The following is a 20,656-nucleotide window of genomic DNA, read 5'->3' on the forward strand; positions in this document are numbered from 1 at the left end:
ACAGCAGAAGCGGAGCTGCTCTAAGCAGACGTAGACACTGATAGGAAGGGTAAAACGCTTCCGTCGATTCATGCTTGGATGGCGTCCGCGTCATGTAGTCAGACAAAGGCCATCTCAACAAAGAACTATTTCTTAAATTGAGATGGCCACAAGCAGCGAACTCTGATTGCGCTATCTCAGAATAGGTGGATAGAGTTGTTTTTCGAGCAGATTCTGGCTTGACATTCACATGGTGTAAGGGCCAAGAATCGATCCAACATCGTGAAGGGCCATCGGCATGCATCATCATCAGCATCGATCTTCTTCAGAGTCAGTTGAGTTGGAAAACACCATGACTGAGGCTGAGCCTTTGAAGGATCCTGTTTGCGGCATGACTGTCTCTCTACAGTCGCCTCATCAGATAGTTCACGAGGGACGGACCTATCGCTTCTGTAGTGCCGATTGCCAGCAAAAATTTGCTCATGCCCCTGCGCAATTCATATCGAGTAGCGGGCAGGCGGATCACGCAGTAGAGGGCTCAGTCTATGTATGCCCAATGCATCCTGAAGTCCATCAAGATCATCCGGGGCGTTGTCCTAAATGCCAAATGCATTTAGTGCCTGAGGCCCAGTTGCTCAGCTCGCACGAACATGCTCATGTGGCTGCAAGTCATTCAGATCAGAAATCGTTTGATGACTCGGGCGTGGTTCCCGCCGGAACGATCTATACCTGCCCGATGCATCCGGAGGTCCGGCAAGATCATCCCGGAAACTGCCCTAAATGCGGAATGACTCTGGAGCCACTGATCCCGGTTGGAGAAGAGGACAACAGTGAGTTGCAAGACTTCCAACGGCGATTCTGGTGGACGCTACCACTCACCCTGATTGTTACCACTCTGGCCATGTTCGGACACAAGTTCGGCTGGTTCACTATGCAGACCCAAACATGGGTCGAGTTGACTCTTTCCCTGCCCGTGGTGCTATGGACGGGCTGGCCCTTTTTTGTTCGAGGCTGGCAGTCAATCATCCACCGCAGTCCGAACATGTGGACGTTGATCAGCTTGGGATCGGGAGCCGCCTTTGTCTACAGCCTCGTAGCGACGCTGGCACCTGGTGTGTTTCCCGACTCGTTCGTATCCATGGGCCGTGTAGCTGTTTATTTCGAGGCAGCGGTGGTCATCATTTCTTTGACCATGTTGGGGCAGATCATTGAGCTGAAGGCTCGCTCTCAGACCTCGGCCGCTATCAAATCATTGCTTAGCCTAGCTCCTAAGACGGCAAGGCGTATCAATGCAGATGGCAGTGAGGAAGATGTTCCCCTCAGCCACGTGCATGTCGGAGACCTGCTGCGCGTACGTCCAGGCGAGAAAGTACCCGTGGATGGCATTGTCACGGAAGGTCAAAGCGCCGTTGATGAATCGATGCTCACGGGCGAGCCAATACCTGTGACAAAGCGCGTTGACGACAAACTGATCGGCGCCACACTCAATACGAGTGGAGCTCTGGTCATGAGGTCAGAAAAGGTGGGCACTGCCACCATGCTCTCCCAGATAGTTCAGATGGTTGCATCGGCCCAACGGTCTAAGGCACCGATGCAGCGAATGGCCGACGTAGTGGCTGGAAAGTTCGTTCTGGTTGTCGTGCTAGTTGCTGTAGTGACCTTCTTCGTCTGGGGAATTTTTGGCCCAGAGCCCAGTTGGGTGTTTGGGTTGATCAATGCCGTCGCGGTACTCATCATCGCCTGCCCATGCGCGCTAGGTTTGGCCACACCCATGTCAGTAATGGTGGCCACAGGGCGCGCTGCAGAGCAAGGCGTTTTGTTCCGTGACGCAGGCGCCATCGAAAAAATGCGTGAAGTGGATACGCTCATCGTAGATAAAACGGGCACCCTGACAGAAGGTCGGCCTGCATTCGATAAAGCGATTCCTGCTCCAGATTTCACCGCTGACGAAGTTTTGAGGCTTGCCGCTAGCTTGGATCAGGGGAGCGAGCATCCGCTTGCGGATGCCATCGTCCGAGCTGCACGTGAACAAGGCTTGCAACTCGCTAAACCTGTGGACTTCGATTCCGCCAGCGGTATTGGTGTACGTGGAACCGTTGAGGGGCGGCGCTTGGCATTAGGCAACACCACACTGATGGCTCAAGAAGGCGTTTCTGTATCTTCCTTGCAAGCGGACGGAGAACGCCTGCGAGGAGAGGGTGCAAGCATCATGCATTTAGCGGCTGATGGGAAGTTCGCAGGCATCCTGGCAGTAACAGACCCTATCAAAGCTAGCACTTTGGATGCCATTCAAACGCTTCATGCAAGCGGCTTGCGAATTGTCATGGCAACCGGAGATGGTCTTACCACAGCCAAGGCTGTTGGTGCCAAGCTTGGAATTGATGAAGTCCATGGCGAAGTCAAGCCCGCCGACAAGCTAGCTCTCGTGGAGCGATTGCAAAGTGAAGGCCATGTGGTTGCCATGGCTGGTGATGGGATCAACGATGCGCCGGCCTTGGCAAAAGCTGATGTAGGTGTGGCCATGGGAACCGGGACCGACGTAGCAATGAACAGCGGTCAGATCACGCTGGTCAAGGGTGATTTGCGTGGCATTGCCCAGTCGCGTGAAATCTCAACTGACACAGTGCGCAACATGCGGCAGAACTTACTATTTGCCTTTATATACAACGGAATTGGTGTGCCGATTGCTGCGGGAGTTCTGTACCCGTTCACTGGGTGGCTTCTTTCGCCAATGATCGCAGCGTTAGCAATGAGCTTAAGTTCAGCATCTGTGATCTTCAACGCGCTGCGGTTGAGTAAGTCGAATCGCCTCAACTGAATTAGCGACCAGTGTCTACGAAATCACTGATTCGGCCCCTTTCGCCATAAGCTGCATTTATGGAGGGGTCGACTTTGCTCATAGCTCTATACATTAATTCAATAATTGATGTATTATCAACTCATGCAAGAAGCAAACGTCATTCGCTCACTCTCCGCTCTGGCTCACGAGGCCCGATTGCGCGTATTTCGCGCCCTTGTTGTGGCCGGACCTGAAGGCCTGACACCTAGTGCATTAGCTGAGCAGCTAGGCATCGCGCCGAATGCACTGTCCTTTCATTTGAAAGAGCTTTTTCATGCCGACCTGGTCAGCCAGGAACGGCAGGGCCGAAACGTGCTCTATCGCGCGGCCTTCCCCGTGATGAACGATCTGTTGGCATATCTCACCGAGAACTGCTGCCAGGGCGCGGTTTGTACCGATGACGCCGCTATGCCATGCCAGTGCTAGACGTCGCTGCAAGCTTTTCCCACACCCAAGTCCTGCTGCCAAAACCATGTCTGACAACAAAGCTCCCCTGAACGTCCTGTTCCTGTGCACTCACAACTCGGCACGCAGCATCTTGGCCGAGGCCTTGCTCAACGATATGGGTCAAGGCCGTTTTAAGGCCTATTCGGCGGGCAGCAGCCCCCGAGAGAATCAGCAACCCAATCCGCTGGGGCTGCAAGTGCTGCAAAAGGCCGGTGTCTCGGTAGATGGTTTGCGCAGCAAGAGCTGGGACGAGTTTGCGGTGTCTGGCGCGCCGCATATGGATCTGATCATCACCGTGTGCGACAACGCCGCTGGTGAAGTCTGTCCGTTTTGGCCTGGTCACCCCGCCACAGCGCATTGGGGCTACCCGGACCCCTCGGAAGGCGATGCCTCTGACGATGCAAAGCTGGAAGCCTTCCGGCAGACGATGCACATGATTCGTCGTCGCCTGGAGCTATTGGTGAACCTGCCGGCGCAAAAGCTGGAGCAGGCTGTGCTGCAGTCCACGGCGCGTGAACTCTCTTCGCACTGAATCCCGTTACTGCCATTGCGATCCAGCTCCAAAGTCTGGATTGCAGCACCAGGCTTCACTGACGTCCGCACGCTGTGGGCGGCACTGATGCCGACTCATAGCTTTTCTAGGACCTATACGTCATGTTGACGGCCATCCTTATTTTCATCTTCACCCTGGCGCTGGTTATCTGGCAGCCACGCGGCCTTGGTATTGGTTGGAGCGCTTCGATTGGGGCCGGTATCGCGCTGCTGATGGGAGTCGTGCACTTGGCTGATATTCCGGTGGTCTGGCATATCGTCTGGAATGCCACGGCGACCTTTGTCGCCGTCATCATCATCAGCCTTTTGCTGGATGAGGCCGGTTTCTTCGAATGGGCTGCATTGCACTTTGCCCGCTGGGGTGGTGGCAGTGGAGTCAAGCTGTTTGCTTTCATCGTGCTGCTGGGGGCCGCCGTTTCGGCCCTGTTCGCCAATGACGGAGCAGCCCTGATTCTCACGCCCATCGTGATGGCCATGCTGGTGGCGCTGGGCTTTTCTCCGGCAGCAACGCTGGCATTTGTCATGGCCGCCGGGTTTATTGCCGACACCGCGAGTCTGCCGCTGATCGTCTCCAATTTGGTGAATATCGTTTCCGCCGACTTTTTCAAGATAGGCTTCAACGACTACGCATCGGTGATGGTGCCGGTCAACATCGCCTCGGTCCTGGCCAGCCTCGGTGTGCTGCTGCTGTTTTTCCGACGCGATATTCCTGCCACCTACGACGTGGCCCAGCTCAAACAGCCCTCGGCTGCGATCAAGGATGTGGCCACCTTCCAGGCCGGCTGGGTCGTGCTGGTCTTGCTGCTGGTCGGCTTCTTCGCGCTGGAGCCCCTGGGCGTCCCTGTCAGTGCCGTGGCCGCCGTGGGAGCTGCGATCTTGTTGGCGGTGGCTGCGCGTGGCCATGTCATCAGCACCAGGAAGGTGCTTCATGGCGCTCCATGGCAGATTGTGGTGTTCTCGCTGGGTATGTACCTGGTGGTCTATGGGCTGCGCAACGCGGGGCTTACGGATTACATCGCCATGTTGCTGAAGCAGTTTGCAGCCGGTGGCGTGTGGACCGCTTCACTGGGCACAGGCGTGCTGTCTGCGGTGCTGTCTTCCATCATGAACAACATGCCCACGGTCTTGATCGGAGCTTTGTCCATCGACGCATCCACGGCCAGCGGGACGGTCAAGGAAGCCATGGTCTACGCCAATGTGATTGGCTGCGATCTCGGCCCCAAGATCACGCCGATTGGCAGCCTGGCCACGCTCCTCTGGCTGCATGTGCTCGCCAAGAAAGGCGCAACCATTGGCTGGGGCTACTACTTCAAAGTCGGTGCGGTGCTGACCATGCCCGTGCTGCTCATCGCACTTGCAGCGCTGGCCTTGCGGCTCAGCGTGGCGTCTTGAATCTTTGCAACGGAAATCTAGCGCTATGAGCGACATCACGATCTACCACAACCCTGCTTGCGGTACCTCTCGCAATGTTCTGGCCCTGATCTGCAACAGCGGGGAAGAGCCCACGGTCATTGAATACCTCAAGACGCCTCCTGATCGCGCCACGCTGGCGGGCCTGATCCAGGCCATGGGCATGCCAGCGCGCGATCTGTTGCGCCAAAAAGGTACGCCGTATGACGAGCTTGGCTTGGGTGCGCCCAAATGGACGGACGAGCAATTGATTGACTTCATGCTCCAGCACCCCATCCTGATCAATCGCCCGATAGTGGTCACCCCTCTGGGAACCCGCTTGTGCCGTCCCTCGGAGGCCGTGCTGGACATCCTGTCAAAGCCTCAGCAGGCCGCATTCTCCAAAGAAGACGGGGAAGCCGTCATTGACTCGAAAGGAAATCGAATTGGCAATCTCTGATCTACCGAACCTCGACGAACAAGTCTTTGAAAAGCCCAGCCTGGAAGGCCTTTTACCCGCACAGCGCGCGACGCATGCGCCTCGCATTCTGCTGCTGTATGGCTCGGTTCGTGACCGTTCCTACAGCCGACTGCTGACCGAAGAGGCGGCGCGCCTGCTGCGCAAGATGGGTGCCGAGACCAGGATCTTCGATCCGCGTGGCCTGCCGCAGCCCGATGGTGCCCCCGACGATCACCCGAAGGTCAAGCAACTGCGTGAGCTGGCTGTGTGGGCCGAGGGGATGGTCTGGACCTCTCCAGAGCGTCATGGTGCCATGAGCAGCATCCTCAAAGCGCAGATAGACTGGATTCCTTTGTCCGCTGGTGCCGTGCGACCGACGCAAGGCAAGACATTGGCGGTGATGCAAGTCTCGGGTGGTTCGCAGTCCTTCAATGCGGTCAACCAGATGCGGGTGCTGGGTCGCTGGATGCGCATGATCACCGTCCCGAATCAGTCGTCCGTTGCCAAGGCATTTTCCGAGTTCGACGAGACTGGCCGGATGAAGCCCTCTTCGTATTACGAACGGGTGGTGGACGTGATGGAAGAGTTGGTCAAGTTCACGCTGCTGACGCGAGACTGTTCGGACTACCTGGTGGATCGCTACAGCGAGCGCCGTGAAAGTGCCGAAGAACTGTCCAAACGGGTCAACCAACGCAGCATTTAAACGATACAGATGGCACTGAGCCGCACGCAAGTCACAGTCATGCTCGGGATTGCCCAGACCCTGTCCTGGGCCTCGTCGTACTACTTGCTCGCGGTGCTGGCCAGGCCAATCAGTCAGTCGACAAGCACCTCGTACTCTCTGGTGTTCGGCGCTTTCTCGGCAGCCTTGCTGGTGGCTGCGGCGGTAGGCCCCATCGCGGGCCGACTGATTGATCGCTTTGGCGGAAGGTCGGTGCTTCTCGCCAGCAATCTGGTTTTTGCCTGTGGCTTGCTGATGTTGAGCCAGGCCACGCAGACACTGCATATCTTCGTGGCGTGGGCGTTCATGGGCGTGGCGATGGGCAGCGGCCTCTACGAAGCCGCGTTTACCAGTGTGGTGCACCTGTATGGGGTCGCCTCAGAAAACGGAAAATAAAGCACGTTAAGGCAAAACGGCTCCGCCGTTGGGCATCAATACGGCTTTGTCATTGACGCGCTGTCGCGCATTCCTGGCAGAACACAACAGCAGGATCGGCGTTCAACAGTTCCGGCTCCAAATCACTGTGACAGGCGCAGCACAGCCCATAGGTGCCAGAGTCGAGGCGGGCCAGCGCAGCTTCGACCTTGCGCTTGCGAATGGTCAGCCGCTCCCGCAATCCTTGGGCAAGAGCCTGTTGTTGGAGGGCGTCGATACGCGACACCCTACCGACACAGGATTGATCCAGCTCGACCGGCGCGGCGGACTGTTGAGCCTGCTGGATTGCCTCAACGGTTTCCCTTTGCTCGATCAGCAGTCGAGCGCGGAACTGTTCCATGTCCATTGAGGCGACTCCTTCGCTATCGCAGTAGAAGCGTGGGGATGGTCGAGGAACGCAGCAGGTCAGCGGTCTTGCTGCCGAACATCAAAGTGCGCAGCGGCGAGTGACCGAATGCGCCCATGATGAGCATGTCGATGGACTGCTCCTTGACCGTCTTGGCGATGATGCTTTCCGCATCGCCGGGGATCAGTGAGGCGGTGACGTCGAAGCCAGCCGATTCCAAGGTGGTCTTGGCCCAATCAAGCTGCTTGGGTGCATCCTGGCTTTTCTTCCCCGACATCAGCAGGATGATAGGCAAACCTCGGAACAGCGGGCTGCCAGCGACCATTTCGACGCCACGCCGGGTCACGACACCGCCGTCGAAGGCGATCATCACGCGCTGCGGCTCTTTGAAGCCTTCGGTCACGGTCAGGATCGGTTTGTGCAGCGAACGTACCACCCGCTCCACATTGCGGCCCAAGTCGCGCTGTGTGGCTTCTGCGGCTTCGCCACGGCGTCCGAGTATCAGCAGGCGCACGCCGTCTTCCTGTTCGGCCAGCGTTGCTTCAAGTTCGCCGTGCCGCTGGCGAACATCGACCAGCGCGGCACCGGCAGCGGTGGCCCGTTCGCGCAGTCGGTTCAGGAAGATGCGGCCTTGCTCGCGAGCATTCTTGGTGCGGGCCTCGTCTTCGGCGGTGAGCTTGGTCAGCAGATTTTCCTGGGCGTCAATGCCGATGGCACCGCTGTGATCTTCGCCCGATCCCTGCTCGGGGTGGCGGTCGATGACGTGCAGAAACTCCAGCGGCGCGTCCATTCGGCGAGCGGCCCATGCGGCGTAGTCGGCCACGTAATCGGCGAAGTGGGATTGATCCACGCAGGCCAGCACTTTGTTTTCGTTCTTCATGATCCTGTTTCCTCTCAGTGGCCCATCAGCATGTCTTCGGCACCGTCTTTGTCATGCACGGCGAACTTGTCCACCATTGTGGCGCTGGCCTCGTTCAAGCCGATGACTTCGACCTCGGTGGCTTCACGGCGGAACTTGATGACCACCTTGTCTAAGGCGCTAACAGCGGTGATGTCCCAGAAGTGGGCGCGACTTACGTCAATGCGCACTTTCTCGATGACTTCCTTGTAGTCGAAGGTATTGATGAAGCGATCCGCCGAGGCAAAGAACACTTGGCCGGTAATGGTGTAGGTGCGCACGCGGCCTTCGTCCTCGGTGCGAGAGGTGACGCGCAGAATCTGGCCCACCTTGTGGGCGAAGAAGAAGCCCGACAGCAGCACTCCGATTAGCACGCCCTTGGCCAAGTCGTGGGTGCCAACCGTCACTACCACGGTGGCCAGCATCACCATGCTGGAACTTTTTGGGTGCTCGCGCAGATTGCGGATCGAGGCCCAGTTGAAGGTGCCGATAGACACCATGATCATCACCGCGACCAGTGCGGCCATCGGAATGCGGGCCACCCAGTCACCGATAAACACCACCATCAGCAGCAGAAACACGCCAGCGGCCAGCGTGGAGAGTCGGCCACGACCGCCGGATTTTACGTTGATGACCGACTGGCCAATCATGGCGCAACCTGCCATGCCGCCGAGGAAGCCGGTAGCAATGTTTGCCACACCTTGACCCACGCATTCGCGGTTCTTGTTGCTGTTGGAGTCGGTCAGGTCATCGACGATGGAAGCCGTCATCATGGATTCCAGCAAGCCGACGACCGCCAAGGTGGCCGAGACAGGGAAGATGATCTTGAGCGTTTCGAGGTTCAGCGGCACATCAGGCAGCAGGAACACCGGCAGACTGTCAGGCAGTTTGCCCATGTCGCCCACAGTGCGAATGTCGAGGCCGAGGAAGATCGCCACTCCGGTCAACACGACGATGGCAACCAGCGGCGACGGCACGGCCTTGGTGATGTAGGGAAAGCCGTAGATGATGCCGAGACCTGCCGCCGTCATGGCATAAACGTGCCACGTCACATTGGTCAGCTCGGGCAACTGCGCCATGAAGATCAGGATGGCCAGCGCATTGACGAAGCCGGTGATGACCGAGCGAGAGACAAAGCGCATCAATGCGCCCAGCTTGAGCCACCCCGCGAGAATTTGCAGTACGCCGGTCAACACGGTGGCAGCCAGCAGATATTGCAGGCCGTGGTCTTTGACCAAGGTCACCATCAGCAGCGCCATTGCACCTGTGGCCGCAGACACCATGCCAGGGCGACCACCGGCAAAGGCAATGATCGCGGCAATGCTGAATGAGGCGTAAAGACCGACCTTCGGATCAACGCCCGCAATGATCGAGAAGGCGATTGCCTCGGGGATGAGCGCTAGCGCGACGACGATGCCCGCTAGTAAGTCGTTTCGGACATTGGAAAGCCAGTCCTGGCGTAAGGATTTCATCATTCTTCTATTCCGTTGTGGTTGCCAGCCAGTGGTGGCAGTTGGGGCGAACGCAAGCGCGTCTTCCCGGCCAGCGGAATAGAGAACGAACCCCGAGTAATCCAGGGCCAGCAAGACGCAGTGAATCGGACGTGCAGCCTCGTGCGAGCGTGGTGTGTATTGAAGCTGGCTCGCAGCGAGAAAGAGGCTTACACGGGTAGGAACTCCGATAGTTGGCTTGCTGATTCTTTGGGAAAAGGCATTTTACCTTCTTTGCGGCGGCGCAACAATAATAATGTCAGTCTGAGCTATACCCTAACTTGGCGTCAGACCATCCGGCGCTAAATCGTCAGAATAGAGTTGCCTTCCGAATTGATTGACATACGCCGTCAAGGGTCATAGATTTCTTCCTGACACATTTCCCTCAGGAGGATACCTTGCACGGTCAGCGCATCGGTTACGTCCGCGTCAGCAGCTTCGACCAGAACCCAGAACGGCAGCTCGAACAGATCCAGGTGGATAAAGTGTTCACCGACAAGGCGTCGGGCAAGGACACACGGCGGCCCGAACTGGAACGGCTGCTCGCCTTCGTGCGCGAAGGCGACACGGTCGTGGTGCACAGCATGGATCGTCTGGCGCGCAACCTCGACGACCTGCGCCGCCTGGTGCAGGGCCTCACCCAGCGCGGCGTACGCATCGAGTTCCTTAAGGAGCATTTGACCTTCACCGGCGAGGACTCACCGATGGCGAACCTGATGCTGTCGGTAATGGGCGCGTTCGCCGAGTTCGAACGCGCCTTGATCCGCGAGCGGCAGCGCGAGGGCATCGCGCTCGCCAAGCAGCGCGGGGCCTACCGTGGCAGGAAGAAATCCCTGTCGTCTGAGCGTATTGCCGAACTGCGCCAACGTGTCGAGGCTGGCGAGCAAAAGACCAAGCTGGCTCGTGAATTCGGAATCAGTCGCGAAACCCTGTATCAATACTTGAGAACGGATCAGTAAATATGCCACGTCGTTCAATCCTGTCCGCCGCCGAGCGCGAAAGCCTGCTGGCGTTGCCGGACACCAAGGATGAGTTGATCCGTCACTACACGTTCAGCGAAACCGACCTCTCCATCATCCGGCAGCGGCGCGGCCCGGCCAACCGGCTGGGCTTCGCCGTGCAGCTCTGTTACCTGCGCTTTCCTGGTGTCATCCTGGGCGTCGATGAGCCGCCGTTTCCGCCCTTGTTGAAACTGGTCGCCGACCAGCTCAAGGTCAGCGTCGAAAGCTGGGACGAATACGGGCAGCGGGAGCAGACCCGGCGCGAGCACCTGGTCGAACTGCAAACGGTGTTCGGCTTCCAGCCCTTTACCATGGGCCACTACCGGCAGGCCGTCCAGTTGCTGACCGAGATGGCCTTGCAGACCGACAAGGGCATCGTGCTGGCCAGCACCTTGATCGAGCACCTGCGGCAGCAGTCGGTCATTCTGCCTGCCCTCAACGCCGTCGAGCGGGCGAGCGCCGAAGCAATCACCCGCGCCAACCGGCGCATCTACGATGCCTTGGCCGAACCGCTGTCGGACGCGCATCGCCGCCGCCTCGACGATCTGCTCAAGCGTCGGGACAACGGCAAAACGACCTGGCTGGCCTGGCTGCGCCAATCGCCCGTCAAACCGAATTCGCGGCACATGCTGGAACACATCGAACGCCTCAAAGCGTGGCAGGCGCTCGACCTGCCTTCTGGCATCGAGCGGTCGGTGCACCAGAACCGCCTGCTCAAGATCGCCCGTGAGGGTGGCCAGATGACGCCCGCCGACCTGGCCAAGTTCGAGGCGCAGCGACGCTATGCCACCCTGGTGGCGCTTGCCATCGAGGGCATGGCCACCGTCACCGACGAAATCATCGACCTGCACGACCGCATCCTGGGCAAGCTGTTCAACGCCGCCAAGAACAAGCATCAGCAGCAATTCCAGGCGTCCGGCAAGGCGATCAACGCCAAGGTGCGGCTGTTCGGCCGCATCGGCCAGGCGCTGATCGAGGCCAAGCAGGCGGGCCGCGATCCGTTCGCCGCCATCGAGGCCGTCATGTCCTGGGATGCCTTCGCCGAGAGCGTCACCGAAGCGCAGAAGCTTGCGCAGCCCGAGGACTTCGATTTCCTGCACCGCATCGGCGAAAGCTACGCCACGCTGCGCCGCTACGCGCCGGAATTCCTTGCCGTGCTCAAGCTGCGGGCCGCTCCCGCCGCGAAGGACGTGCTCGACGCCATCGAGGTGCTGCGCGGCATGAACAGCGACAACGCCCGCAAGGTGCCCGCCGACGCGCCGACCGAGTTCATCAAGCCGCGCTGGCAGAAGCTGGTCATGACCGACACCGGCATCGACCGGCGCTACTACGAACTGTGCGCGCTGTCGGAGATGAAGAACGCGTTGCGTTCCGGCGACATCTGGGTGCAGGGGTCGCGCCAGTTCAAGGACTTCGAGGACTACCTGGTGCCGCCCGCGAAATTCGCCAGCCTCAAGCAGGCCAGCGAATTGCCGCTGGCCGTGGCCACCGACTGCAACCGGTACCTGAACGACCGGCTGACGCTGCTGGAAACACAGCTTGCCACCGTCAACCGTATGGCGACGGCCAACGAGCTGCCGGACGCCATCATCACCGAGTCAGGCTTGAAGATCACGCCGCTCGACGCGGCGGTACCCGACACCGCCCAAGCGCTGATCGACCAGACGGCAATGATCCTGCCGCACGTCAAGATCACCGAACTGCTGCTGGAGGTGGACGAATGGACGGGCTTCACTCGGCATTTCGCGCATCTGAAATCGGGCGACCCGGCCAAAGACAAGAACCTGTTGCTGACCACGATCCTCGCCGACGCGATCAACCTGGGCCTGACCAAGATGGCGGAGTCTTGCCCCGGCACGACCTACGCCAAGCTGGCTTGGCTGCAAGCCTGGCACATCCGCGACGAAACCTACGGGGCGGCGCTGGCCGATCTGGTCAACGCACAGTTCCGCCATCCCTTCGCCGAGCACTGGGGCGACGGCACCACCTCATCGTCGGACGGCCAGAACTTCCGCACCGGCAGCAAGGCCGAGAGCACCGGCCACATCAACCCGAAATACGGGAGCAGCCCAGGGCGGACGTTCTACACCCACATTTCTGACCAGTACGCGCCATTTCACACCAAGGTCGTGAACGTCGGCGTGCGCGATTCGACCTACGTGCTCGACGGCCTGCTGTACCACGAGTCCGACTTGCGGATCGAGGAGCATTACACCGACACGGCGGGCTTCACCGATCACGTCTTCGCCCTGATGCACCTCCTGGGCTTCCGCTTCGCGCCGCGCATCCGCGACCTGGGCGACACCAAGCTCTACATCCCGAAGGGCGACGCCGCCTATGACGCGCTGAAACCCATGATCGGCGGCACGCTCAACATCAAGCACGTCCGCGCCCATTGGGACGAAATCCTGCGGCTGGCCACCTCGATCAAGCAGGGCACGGTGACGGCCTCCCTGATGCTCCGAAAGCTCGGCAGCTACCCACGCCAGAACGGCCTGGCCGTGGCGCTCCGCGAGCTGGGCCGCATCGAGCGCACGCTGTTCATCCTGGACTGGCTGCAAAGCGTGGAACTGCGCCGCCGCGTGCATGCCGGCCTGAACAAGGGCGAGGCGCGCAATGCGCTGGCCAGGGCAGTGTTTTTCAACCGCCTGGGTGAAATCCGCGACCGCAGTTTCGAGCAGCAGCGCTACCGGGCTAGCGGCCTCAATCTGGTAACGGCTGCCGTCGTGTTGTGGAACACGGTCTATCTGGAACGGGCTGCGCACGCGCTGCGTGGCAACGGCCATGCCGTTGATGACGCGCTGTTGCAGTACCTGTCGCCGCTCGGTTGGGAGCACATCAACCTCACCGGCGATTACCTCTGGCGCAGCAGCGCCAAGATCGGCGCGGGCAAGTTCAGGCCGCTACGACCGCTGCAACCGGCTTAGCGTGCTTTATTTTCCGTTTTCTGAGGCGACCCCATCTCGGAAGCCGGTGTCAAAGGCTATGACATGGGCTACTGGTTTGCCGCTTACACACCTGCCAATACACCAGCACCTGTGGCGGGCAGACTCAACCAATTGCTGGCCAAAGCCGTGAACAGCGCTGCAGCAAAGTCCTTCTTCAATATGTCCGGCTCCGAAGCCTGGACCACCTCAGCCTCGGAGTTGGCAAAATTCCAAGCCGCCGAAACCACCAAGTGGGGACAGGTCATCAAGGCTGCAGGCATTACCCCTGAATAAAGCAGAGGCAGTGCGACAGCTCAACATCCTGGCCGAGGCTTCGGTACATGGCACGGAAGTTCTGAGCAAGCTGGAGGCGGGTATCACGGTCGTGACGCCTCAGTCCGAACCTCTTCCTTAGTAGATGCGATGTATACGTTTTTTAACGACTGCGCTATCGTTTTTGATTGTTGCCGTATCGATTGTTGAATCTCCGTTGTAGGAAATACCCAACATCGCCGCCGCGCCAACGGCTTGGCCCTTTCCCAGAATGTCTGCCAGCAGCGCCCCCTTTCGGTTTGCTGCGTTTCTTTCAATGATCGCGTCAATGGCAGCTTGACGTGCATCCATTCCAGCTATTTCGGCTATTTCAGCAGCGACCTCTGGTGACAGTGGTCGCTTTCCTTTTTTCAGATTTGTTACGTCAGCAGGGTAGATTTCTAGCCTTCTTGCGAGTTCAGCAGCAGACCCGCACACATTGACTGCTCTGTCAATAAGTGTTTGTGCTAAATGCATATTAGAAACCTTTCTAACAAACTCCGGCCGAGTTAGAAACATTTCTAACACTTTGGAGCGGCCAAATGTCAACTTCCCCAGATTATCCAGAAAACGTCCCTAGCGCCAAGCATGGCACCGCCGATAGCCTGGCCGCTCCCGGTCGTGTCGGCGCTGGGGGCACCAAATTGCACGCCTTTGCTCAACGCTATGCCCTTGAGCTGCTGTTTGTCCAGGTCGTTGCTGTCATCTTGAATGTTGCGGCCCTGGGCCTGAACGTCACAAAGCTGCTGGGGGTCTGCAAATGATTTCCGTCTATGAAGGAAAGCCCGGTGAGGGCATGCAGTACCGCAATCAAGCGCAGTGGATGTCTATTGCTGACTTCCTGACTCGGCAAAACGTGCGCCTCGTGCTGCAAGCGCGTCAGCGTTCTGTAGCGGCCAGCGCGGCGGGTGCGGCGCAAGCCGCAAGCGCCGCGCTGGGCGCGTCCCAAACCCTCCCCGTTGGTAATCACGGGGAGATCGTTGCCAAGGGAGTGGGCGCATGACCTCCCCACAAATTCTTTTGCTGTCGGTTCTCGGAATCTACGTCGTCGGCCTGCTTTACCTGTTCGTCGTTGATTGTGTTGGAGGGATCAAGGTATGACACGTCCCTCTCTGGTTCTGGATGGCAATGAGGTCAAGCTGCGTTTGCAGGCTGAGCGCACAAAGTCCTCTGGCTTTGTGCATATCGACTGGCTGCGCTTCACGACCGACCTCAAACACGCACCTATTCCCACGCTGGAAGTGCTGTTCCCAACGCCAGTGCAGGACTCGCTCCTGAACCCGCGCAGCATCGCTGAGTTGGACATTGAGCAATATCGACGCATGAAGCTATTGCGCATCCTGCGCGACATGCCAGATCAGGACTTCGCGGCAAGCGCTCAAGCGCATGCCCTGGCACAAAAGGTCTGCAAGGCCCTCGGCCCAGATTTCAGCATCGAACCCGAAGTCAAAAAGGGCCATGACTTCTACCGCTTCCGGTGGTCGATTGTTCGCAATGACGCGGAATGCGCATGGGTGGGCTTCCTGGCCTCGGGCGAAAGCCCACGCCAGCAGGCCCAAGCCAAGACCATTCACGCCAATGTCTACGGCTCTGCATGCACCTTCGCTCGTGGTGACTGGCGCCACCGCATGGCAAACCTCATTGAAGAGGTCAACGGAAAGATCACCCGCATCGACTACGCCCTCGACTTCTTCGACGGCATCCGGGGCGGTCTAGAGCGCATTCGTGATGACTGGCATGCCGGCCTGATGGATGTGAACGGTCGCAGGCCCAAAGCCAACACCGTCGGCCCCTGGGTCGATGGCGGTCGCGGTCGCTCCTTCTACTTCGGTAGCAAGGAAGCGGGCAAGCAAACCAATGTCTACGAGAAGGGCGTCCAGCTCTTCGGCGAACTGGATGCAACGCACTGGGAACGTGTGGAACTGCGCTACGGCAACAAGCTGCGCGACCTGCCGGTCGACATGCTCCGTCGTGCTGATGACTTCTTTGCAGGAGCTTCCGACTGGCATCAAAAGATGCTGGCAGAGCACGGCAAATATGCCGAGGGCGAGGGCGTCAAGGTGCGCTCGAAACAGGCCGTCCAGACAGTCAAGGCCGAGGTCACGCGCGCTCTGCGCTGGTTCACCAATACCGCCGGTGCATCGCTTGCACTGCTGGTTGAGTTCTGCGACTACGACGACCTCAAAGAGGTTGCGACAGGCCGCAAAAAGCCGGGGCGTCTAGCCAAGTTTTCCGACTCAGAAATCAGTGCCGCATGTGCGTCGCTGCATACCCAAGTTTTTCAACCCAAAGTCCGTTCGATCGGACTAGCCCACTAAGGAGCGGCTCCCATGAAGATGCAATCTCAAGCCCTGTTGTTTGGTATCGAATCCAGCAAGGGCACCTTTGAAGGCACGGCCTTTGATTCCACCAAGTTCCATCTGTCTGTTGACCTGGGCCAAAAGTCCACAGGCGAAACCATCGGTTTGGTGACTCGTCCTTTCAAGTTCGGTGACTCCACAGAAATTCAAAAGTGGATGCATCTGAAAGCGCACTTTGCTGCAGGTAAGCCAGTCTTGTGCAACTGCGAATTTGACGTCGTTGCTGGTTCCGGTACTGACGTGAAGCTCACTCTGCTGGGCATCCAGGCTGCCCCTGCAAACAAGACGGCTGCAGCCGCTTCCTAACCATGCCGCGCTTTGTCATTCAGTCGGCAGCTACCGGGCGCTTTTTGGCGGCCGATCCTGATGGAGGGGAACCCATGTGGGTTTCCCTGCTGCAACAAGCGGGCGGTGGCGTCACTGATGACATGGAGCGCATCGCTCAGCTCGTCGGTGAGTACTGCGAGCCAGAAGACTTTCCGCAGGTGGTCGACCTCGACCGCCTTGGAACTGCAAATGACTACTGAAATGGCTGAGCAAGTCATTCAGTGTTCTCAAGCCTGCACGATCACCGTGCAGCATGAATTTGTCTTCCCCGTGCTCAACCTGACCACGGAGGAAGGCGCAGCAATCAGCGGTGCCGTCCTGCTGGTCTGGGCTGCTGGGTGGGCCTTTCGTGTGCTCATTCAAACGCTCAGAGATACCGACGGAAATCAACCTAACCAGGAGTAATTCCTATGCGTACTTCCAAGACCCTTGCCCTGCGTGCTGCTGTTGCTGCAGGTGCTGTTGCTGCCGCATCGGCTGCTAATGCTGCTGCTGTGGATGTGGCCGGTGTCGTGACTGACATCGGTGCGCAAGCTGCGCCCATCGGCCTGATCGGTGCTGCTGTGCTGCTGATCTATGTGGGGGTGAAGGCCTTCCGCTGGGTGCGTTCCGCGCTGTCCTGATCGGGGGCTAACTCCGCAGACCGGCCGGCTGCGGGGCTTTCTCAAAGCGTCAACGGTGGTGCTTTGAAAAAGCTGAGGGGGTTACATGGGCCTGTTCGTCATCATCGCAATGCTGGGGGCCGCATGGCTAATCTTTACAGCCTGACTCGCAGAGTGCTTCCTGCGCTGTTGCTGTTCTTCCTAACCCTGCTTTCTGGGTATGCCCGGGCTAGTTTCCCTGCGTCTGTTCAAACCGTTTTTACGCATCCATGGTTTCCGGGAAAAGTGTTTGCCACGCCGAAAGAAGTGTGTGATGCAACGGGTATGCAGGTTCAGGGTCGCCCATTCCATGTGGGACCTGAATACGGCTGGGGTTTCGACTGTTTGTCTGACGGTGGCAGTTCTCAAACTCAGGCTTTTAGGGGTACTTCGGAGTCATGCCCCGCTAATGCTACTCAGAGCGGTAGCACTTGTACCTGCAAGTCTGACTTTGTCGAGAAAGGCAATCAGTGCGTCTCTAAGCAAGACCCTGACATGAAGTGCGCAACGGACTTTGCAATGGCCGGCTTCGGTATTGGTCAGGGCCTAGGAACTATTCGCGACACCAAGACCATGAATGGTGTGGTTCCTTCGGGCGAAATGTGCTGGCCCCATGAGAGCGCAACAAGCGGCTGTCTCGTCGTCTTTGACCGCACAAGCTTGACCACCATGCCTGATGGCTCTATTCAAAGCGGTGGCGCGTTCTCCATGTACAAGGGCGGCGTTGGCGGCAAGGCATGCACGCTGGAGCCGGCACAAGACCCCGGCTCGACGGTCGAAGAAAAGTGCGAACAAAAGGGCTCTTACACCGACTCCAAAGGTACTCATAGCTTGTGCCTAGATCCACCTGAGTGCGAAGGTGGATTCATGGGAACGGTGTCCTATCTGGGTGGTGAGGTCTGTGTCAAAGACAAGGGCGGAAACGTCATCGAAACCAGCAAAGACACTATCAAGAAAAATGAGGACGGCAGTACCGACAAGGTCACGGAAAAGACCACCTGCAAGGGCAATGTCTGCACCACGGAAAAGACCACCACGACCACCACGAATAACAACACCTCCAGCTCGTCTACCACGACCAAAACCGAGAGCAGAGAGGACTACTGCAAGGCAAACGCTAATGCGAAGCAGTGCAAGGGTGACGAGGAGCAAGAGGGTAAGTTTGGCGGTAGCTGCTCTGCTGGCTTTACGTGTGAGGGCGATGCGCTGCAATGCGCGATTGCCAAAGATCAGCACAAGCGTAATTGCCAGATGTTTGATGACAAGACTACTGAGTCCCGGCTTTATGACTCTGAGGTCGCTAAAGGCTCAAACCGTGACGTCACCAAAGACCTCCCCGGAAACACTGAGGTGGACGTTGCAGGGAAGCTCAGCTCTGAGGACGTTTTAGGAGGTGGGCGCTGCATTGCAGACCTAAGCGTGCAGGTTTGGAGATCTAGCGTCACTTTGCCATTTAGCAACATCTGCCCGTCGCTTGGTTATCTCGGTTGGGTGCTCGTCGCAGTGTGTTCACTGGCTGCCTTCCGCATCGTTTCAGGACCGTCAAAGGAGGACTAAAAAATGCCAGTGATCATCGCGTCTCTGCTCGGTGGTTTATTGAATGTTGCCGGGTCATTGGTTGGTCGGGTGCTGATTGCTTTGGGCTTGACGGTTGTTAGCTACACGGGTGTCGACACGGTTCTGGGCAAGCTCAAGGCTGATGCGATTGCTGCTCTGATGGGCCTGCCGCCTGATTTGGTTGCGATGCTCGGTTACATGAAGGTCGGTGTTTGCATCAGCATCATTGCGTCGGCGGTTGCTGTTCGCATGGGTTTGTCGGGTCTTGGCGGCGTCGTTAAGCGTCTGAGGAGGGTGTGACATGCTGCACCTGATTACGGGCGCAAACGGCGCTGGGAAGACTCTTAATACGCTTAAGTGGGTACGAGAGCGCAGCCTCAAGGAAAACCGGCCTGTGTGCCATAACGGGCGGTTTGAGCCGGTGTCCGGTGGTGAGTTGTCGAGCTGGAAAAAAATTGACTTCAAGGACTGGCAAAAAGAGCCGGACGGCACGATCTTCTTGATCGATGAGTGTCATAACGATTTGCCCGTGCGCAGCAGTGGCGCGGCGGTTCCTGAGGAAGTCCGAATGCTCGCTGAGCATCGCAGGCGCGGCATGGATTTCTACCTGGTCACGCAACACCCTCAGAACCTCGATAACTTCGTGCGGCGACTGGTGGGCTCTCCGGGCTGGCATCGTCACCTGAAGCGCACGTTCGGTGCTGACTTGGTGAGCTGCATCGAATGGGAAGCCGTCAATCCGAACTGCGAAAAAAGCGGCAGTGGCAAGTCCGGCACGGTCACCATGGTGGGCTTCCCCAAAGAGGTCTACGGCTGGTACAAGAGCGCCAGTCTGCATACCGGTAAGAAGAAAATTCCGCGTGCCGTATGGACGGTCCTGGCCACGGTCGTGCTCGTGCCGATCATGGGCTATCTGGCCATCACGGGCGTCTATAAAAACGTCACCAAGGGCGCGCCACAAGCTGCGGAAACGGCTGCGGCAAAGCCGGGTGCAGTGGGCGCTACAGATGCCGCCAAAACGCGTGTGGTGACGCCTTATGAGTACGTGCAAAGTCGTACTGCACGCATCGCCGGATTCCCTCACACAGCTCCGGCATATGACCAGGTCGCGCAGCCTGTTGAGGTGCCCTATCCGGCTGCATGCGTGACGATGCGTGATGAGTGCCGGTGCTACACCCAGCAGGCCACATTGATGACGATGGATGAAGCCACATGCATGCTGATCGTCAAGCGCGGTTTCTTTGTTGACTTCAAAAGGCCCAACGCCGATATGCCACTGCAGCGGCAAGAGAAACCGGCAATCATGGCTCAGTCGGCGCCAGTGCCTCAGACCGTTCCTATGCCCGAGCCTAAAGAGCGTCCAGCTCCAATGTCTCAGGACTCTTACACGCAAGGCTTGGCGGCTCGTAACGCCCAAGTCCGCTCAGTATTCCAATGATGGGGGTATCGGGGGCCGCGCCCCTGATGTTCACCCGTTAATCAGGCAAGGCCGGCCGAAAAATGAATCACGCGATCGCGGCACCGCTCGCAAGGCGTTGCACTGGTTCGCGTGGCGCGCTACTGGCAAAGATCGGGCCTTCGCTCCGTGTCCTGAAAACAACCGCCGTAGGCGCTCTGTCCTATGATCCGCCCAAAGGAGATGGGTCTATGGGGCAGATGGATCGTGATTACTGGCGTGATCGCTACAACAAAAAGACGAATGCAGGTAAGGATTTGAATGAGGTGCGTGCCGAGCAGTACAGGCCGCCAAAGCCACCGCGTGATCTGACCTTCGTAGAGAAGTTTTTCACGACCATTGCGGTCGTGTTGATCTGTGCGGTTGTCTATCGTTATGCCAGATAGATGAGTGGCTGCTTATCCAGGCGCGATAAAAGCTGAAGAGCTTTCTGATAGATACGATGTATATTATGTTTAATCGCATCGCACACCGTTTGCGTAAAAGGCTGCTGACACAGCGCGCACTGCTCAAATTTTC

General features: G+C 58.2%; 23 protein-coding genes and 2 pseudogenes. 21 read left to right on the plus strand and 4 right to left on the minus strand.

Annotation, left to right across the window (positions count from 1 at the left end; translation table 11 throughout):
* Nucleotides 1-331: 331 nt before the first annotated feature.
* From ACWGXF_RS21500 to ACWGXF_RS21530, 7 genes and pseudogenes are all read left to right on the plus strand, one after another.
* Nucleotides 332-2,797, plus strand: a complete 2,466-nt coding sequence (locus ACWGXF_RS21500) for a heavy metal translocating P-type ATPase (RefSeq protein WP_087083403.1) — start codon at nucleotides 332-334, stop codon at nucleotides 2,795-2,797.
* A 123-nt stretch (nucleotides 2,798-2,920) separates the two neighbouring features.
* Nucleotides 2,921-3,244 carry an ArsR/SmtB family transcription factor gene (locus tag ACWGXF_RS21505; RefSeq protein WP_012839066.1) on the plus strand — a complete coding sequence of 108 codons (324 nt, stop codon included), beginning with the start codon at nucleotides 2,921-2,923 and terminating at the stop codon, nucleotides 3,242-3,244.
* Between the two features lie 46 nt (nucleotides 3,245-3,290).
* Nucleotides 3,291-3,797: an arsenate reductase ArsC gene (locus tag ACWGXF_RS21510; protein WP_034366674.1), complete on the plus strand. Its 507-nt coding sequence runs from the start codon at nucleotides 3,291-3,293 to the stop codon at nucleotides 3,795-3,797.
* A gap of 122 nt (nucleotides 3,798-3,919) precedes the next feature.
* Nucleotides 3,920-5,209, plus strand: coding sequence for an arsenic transporter (locus ACWGXF_RS21515; protein ID WP_087083401.1), 1,290 nt, complete (start codon nucleotides 3,920-3,922; stop codon nucleotides 5,207-5,209).
* Nucleotides 5,210-5,234: 25 nt separating this feature from the next.
* Nucleotides 5,235-5,666: an arsenate reductase (glutaredoxin) gene (gene arsC / locus ACWGXF_RS21520; RefSeq protein WP_087083399.1), complete on the plus strand. Its 432-nt coding sequence runs from the start codon at nucleotides 5,235-5,237 to the stop codon at nucleotides 5,664-5,666.
* Nucleotides 5,653-6,369: an arsenical resistance protein ArsH gene (gene arsH, locus ACWGXF_RS21525; RefSeq protein WP_087083397.1), complete on the plus strand. Its 717-nt coding sequence runs from the start codon at nucleotides 5,653-5,655 to the stop codon at nucleotides 6,367-6,369. The genes arsC and arsH overlap by 14 nt, the downstream gene beginning before the upstream one ends.
* 9 nt (nucleotides 6,370-6,378) lie before the next feature.
* A pseudogene (locus ACWGXF_RS21530) lies at nucleotides 6,379-6,759 on the plus strand (MFS transporter); the annotation flags it as partial.
* A gap of 73 nt (nucleotides 6,760-6,832) precedes the next feature.
* Here ACWGXF_RS21530 and ACWGXF_RS21535 read toward each other — a convergent pair.
* The 3 genes from ACWGXF_RS21535 to ACWGXF_RS21545 are packed head-to-tail and all read right to left on the minus strand — an operon-like array spanning nucleotide 6,833 to nucleotide 9,541.
* Nucleotides 6,833-7,168 (minus strand): TraR/DksA family transcriptional regulator, encoded by a 336-nt coding sequence (locus tag ACWGXF_RS21535; RefSeq protein ID WP_011518936.1) that lies wholly within the window; start codon nucleotides 7,166-7,168, stop codon nucleotides 6,833-6,835.
* A 16-nt stretch (nucleotides 7,169-7,184) separates the two neighbouring features.
* Entirely contained in the window at nucleotides 7,185-8,048 is an 864-nt protein-coding gene (locus tag ACWGXF_RS21540; RefSeq protein WP_011518937.1) for a universal stress protein, read from the minus strand.
* Between the two features lie 14 nt (nucleotides 8,049-8,062).
* The gene (locus ACWGXF_RS21545; RefSeq protein ID WP_011518938.1) at nucleotides 8,063-9,541 is read right to left on the minus strand and encodes a SulP family inorganic anion transporter; all 1,479 of its coding nucleotides are present in this window, start codon (nucleotides 9,539-9,541) and stop codon (nucleotides 8,063-8,065) included.
* A 413-nt stretch (nucleotides 9,542-9,954) separates the two neighbouring features.
* On the opposite strand from ACWGXF_RS21545, the gene ACWGXF_RS21550 reads away from it, so the two are divergent.
* From ACWGXF_RS21550 to ACWGXF_RS21560, 3 genes and pseudogenes are all read left to right on the plus strand, one after another.
* Nucleotides 9,955-10,515, plus strand: coding sequence for a recombinase family protein (locus tag ACWGXF_RS21550; protein WP_003124096.1), 561 nt, complete (start codon nucleotides 9,955-9,957; stop codon nucleotides 10,513-10,515).
* A 2-nt stretch (nucleotides 10,516-10,517) separates the two neighbouring features.
* Nucleotides 10,518-13,484 carry a Tn3 family transposase gene (locus ACWGXF_RS21555; protein WP_001138070.1) on the plus strand — a complete coding sequence of 989 codons (2,967 nt, stop codon included), beginning with the start codon at nucleotides 10,518-10,520 and terminating at the stop codon, nucleotides 13,482-13,484.
* Nucleotides 13,485-13,517: 33 nt separating this feature from the next.
* Nucleotides 13,518-13,778 (plus strand): annotated as a pseudogene (locus ACWGXF_RS21560) (tripartite tricarboxylate transporter substrate-binding protein); the annotation flags it as partial.
* 117 nt (nucleotides 13,779-13,895) lie between these two features.
* Here ACWGXF_RS21560 and ACWGXF_RS21565 read toward each other — a convergent pair.
* A complete protein-coding gene (locus ACWGXF_RS21565) occupies nucleotides 13,896-14,273 on the minus strand; it encodes a YdaS family helix-turn-helix protein (protein WP_452102475.1) in 378 nt (125 codons plus the stop codon).
* Between the two features lie 65 nt (nucleotides 14,274-14,338).
* Between ACWGXF_RS21565 and ACWGXF_RS21570 the strand changes: the two genes are divergently transcribed.
* From ACWGXF_RS21570 to ACWGXF_RS21620, 11 genes are all read left to right on the plus strand, one after another.
* Nucleotides 14,339-14,560 carry a hypothetical protein gene (locus ACWGXF_RS21570; RefSeq protein WP_452102476.1) on the plus strand — a complete coding sequence of 74 codons (222 nt, stop codon included), beginning with the start codon at nucleotides 14,339-14,341 and terminating at the stop codon, nucleotides 14,558-14,560.
* Complete coding sequence (locus tag ACWGXF_RS21575; RefSeq protein WP_452102477.1) at nucleotides 14,557-14,799, plus strand: hypothetical protein; 243 nt, start codon at nucleotides 14,557-14,559, stop codon at nucleotides 14,797-14,799. Before ACWGXF_RS21570 ends, ACWGXF_RS21575 begins: the two co-directional genes overlap by 4 nt.
* A 142-nt stretch (nucleotides 14,800-14,941) precedes the next feature.
* The gene (locus tag ACWGXF_RS21580) at nucleotides 14,942-16,114 is read left to right on the plus strand and encodes a replication initiation factor domain-containing protein (RefSeq protein ID WP_452102478.1); all 1,173 of its coding nucleotides are present in this window, start codon (nucleotides 14,942-14,944) and stop codon (nucleotides 16,112-16,114) included.
* 12 nt (nucleotides 16,115-16,126) lie between these two features.
* Entirely contained in the window at nucleotides 16,127-16,462 is a 336-nt protein-coding gene (locus tag ACWGXF_RS21585; RefSeq protein WP_452102479.1) for a hypothetical protein, read from the plus strand.
* Between the two features lie 74 nt (nucleotides 16,463-16,536).
* Complete coding sequence (locus ACWGXF_RS21590) at nucleotides 16,537-16,683, plus strand: hypothetical protein (RefSeq protein WP_452102480.1); 147 nt, start codon at nucleotides 16,537-16,539, stop codon at nucleotides 16,681-16,683.
* Nucleotides 16,673-16,888: a hypothetical protein gene (locus ACWGXF_RS21595; protein WP_452102481.1), complete on the plus strand. Its 216-nt coding sequence runs from the start codon at nucleotides 16,673-16,675 to the stop codon at nucleotides 16,886-16,888. Before ACWGXF_RS21590 ends, ACWGXF_RS21595 begins: the two co-directional genes overlap by 11 nt.
* A gap of 5 nt (nucleotides 16,889-16,893) precedes the next feature.
* Nucleotides 16,894-17,106, plus strand: coding sequence for a major capsid protein (locus ACWGXF_RS21600; RefSeq protein ID WP_332293681.1), 213 nt, complete (start codon nucleotides 16,894-16,896; stop codon nucleotides 17,104-17,106).
* 123 nt (nucleotides 17,107-17,229) lie between these two features.
* Complete coding sequence (locus ACWGXF_RS21605) at nucleotides 17,230-18,681, plus strand: hypothetical protein (protein ID WP_452102482.1); 1,452 nt, start codon at nucleotides 17,230-17,232, stop codon at nucleotides 18,679-18,681.
* A gap of 3 nt (nucleotides 18,682-18,684) precedes the next feature.
* Nucleotides 18,685-18,981 carry a DUF2523 domain-containing protein gene (locus ACWGXF_RS21610; protein ID WP_332293685.1) on the plus strand — a complete coding sequence of 99 codons (297 nt, stop codon included), beginning with the start codon at nucleotides 18,685-18,687 and terminating at the stop codon, nucleotides 18,979-18,981.
* 1 nt (nucleotide 18,982) lies between these two features.
* Nucleotides 18,983-20,119 (plus strand): zonular occludens toxin domain-containing protein, encoded by a 1,137-nt coding sequence (locus ACWGXF_RS21615; protein WP_452102483.1) that lies wholly within the window; start codon nucleotides 18,983-18,985, stop codon nucleotides 20,117-20,119.
* Between the two features lie 209 nt (nucleotides 20,120-20,328).
* Entirely contained in the window at nucleotides 20,329-20,523 is a 195-nt protein-coding gene (locus tag ACWGXF_RS21620) for a hypothetical protein (protein WP_452102484.1), read from the plus strand.
* Nucleotides 20,524-20,656: the final 133 nt, after the last annotated feature.

It is taken from the genome of Comamonas sp. HJ-2 (assembly GCF_053615495.1).

Excerpts from the sequence above, each read along its gene's own strand:
- ACWGXF_RS21500 (WP_087083403.1), top strand. The coding sequence starts at position 332 with ATGACTGAGGCTGAGCCTTTGAAGGATCCTGTTTGCGGCATGACTGTC.
- ACWGXF_RS21505 (WP_012839066.1), top strand. The coding sequence starts at position 2,921 with ATGCAAGAAGCAAACGTCATTCGCTCACTCTCCGCTCTGGCTCACGAG.
- ACWGXF_RS21510 (WP_034366674.1), top strand. The coding sequence starts at position 3,291 with ATGTCTGACAACAAAGCTCCCCTGAACGTCCTGTTCCTGTGCACTCAC.
- ACWGXF_RS21515 (WP_087083401.1), top strand. The coding sequence starts at position 3,920 with ATGTTGACGGCCATCCTTATTTTCATCTTCACCCTGGCGCTGGTTATC.
- arsC (WP_087083399.1), top strand. The coding sequence starts at position 5,235 with ATGAGCGACATCACGATCTACCACAACCCTGCTTGCGGTACCTCTCGC.
- ACWGXF_RS21535 (WP_011518936.1), bottom strand. The coding sequence starts at position 7,168 with ATGGACATGGAACAGTTCCGCGCTCGACTGCTGATCGAGCAAAGGGAA.
- ACWGXF_RS21540 (WP_011518937.1), bottom strand. The coding sequence starts at position 8,048 with ATGAAGAACGAAAACAAAGTGCTGGCCTGCGTGGATCAATCCCACTTC.
- ACWGXF_RS21545 (WP_011518938.1), bottom strand. The coding sequence starts at position 9,541 with ATGATGAAATCCTTACGCCAGGACTGGCTTTCCAATGTCCGAAACGAC.
- ACWGXF_RS21555 (WP_001138070.1), top strand. The coding sequence starts at position 10,518 with ATGCCACGTCGTTCAATCCTGTCCGCCGCCGAGCGCGAAAGCCTGCTG.
- ACWGXF_RS21565 (WP_452102475.1), bottom strand. The coding sequence starts at position 14,273 with ATGCATTTAGCACAAACACTTATTGACAGAGCAGTCAATGTGTGCGGG.
- ACWGXF_RS21570 (WP_452102476.1), top strand. The coding sequence starts at position 14,339 with ATGTCAACTTCCCCAGATTATCCAGAAAACGTCCCTAGCGCCAAGCAT.
- ACWGXF_RS21575 (WP_452102477.1), top strand. The coding sequence starts at position 14,557 with ATGATTTCCGTCTATGAAGGAAAGCCCGGTGAGGGCATGCAGTACCGC.
- ACWGXF_RS21585 (WP_452102479.1), top strand. The coding sequence starts at position 16,127 with ATGAAGATGCAATCTCAAGCCCTGTTGTTTGGTATCGAATCCAGCAAG.
- ACWGXF_RS21590 (WP_452102480.1), top strand. The coding sequence starts at position 16,537 with ATGTGGGTTTCCCTGCTGCAACAAGCGGGCGGTGGCGTCACTGATGAC.
- ACWGXF_RS21595 (WP_452102481.1), top strand. The coding sequence starts at position 16,673 with ATGACTACTGAAATGGCTGAGCAAGTCATTCAGTGTTCTCAAGCCTGC.
- ACWGXF_RS21600 (WP_332293681.1), top strand. The coding sequence starts at position 16,894 with ATGCGTACTTCCAAGACCCTTGCCCTGCGTGCTGCTGTTGCTGCAGGT.
- ACWGXF_RS21605 (WP_452102482.1), top strand. The coding sequence starts at position 17,230 with ATGGCTAATCTTTACAGCCTGACTCGCAGAGTGCTTCCTGCGCTGTTG.
- ACWGXF_RS21610 (WP_332293685.1), top strand. The coding sequence starts at position 18,685 with ATGCCAGTGATCATCGCGTCTCTGCTCGGTGGTTTATTGAATGTTGCC.
- ACWGXF_RS21615 (WP_452102483.1), top strand. The coding sequence starts at position 18,983 with ATGCTGCACCTGATTACGGGCGCAAACGGCGCTGGGAAGACTCTTAAT.
- ACWGXF_RS21620 (WP_452102484.1), top strand. The coding sequence starts at position 20,329 with ATGGGGCAGATGGATCGTGATTACTGGCGTGATCGCTACAACAAAAAG.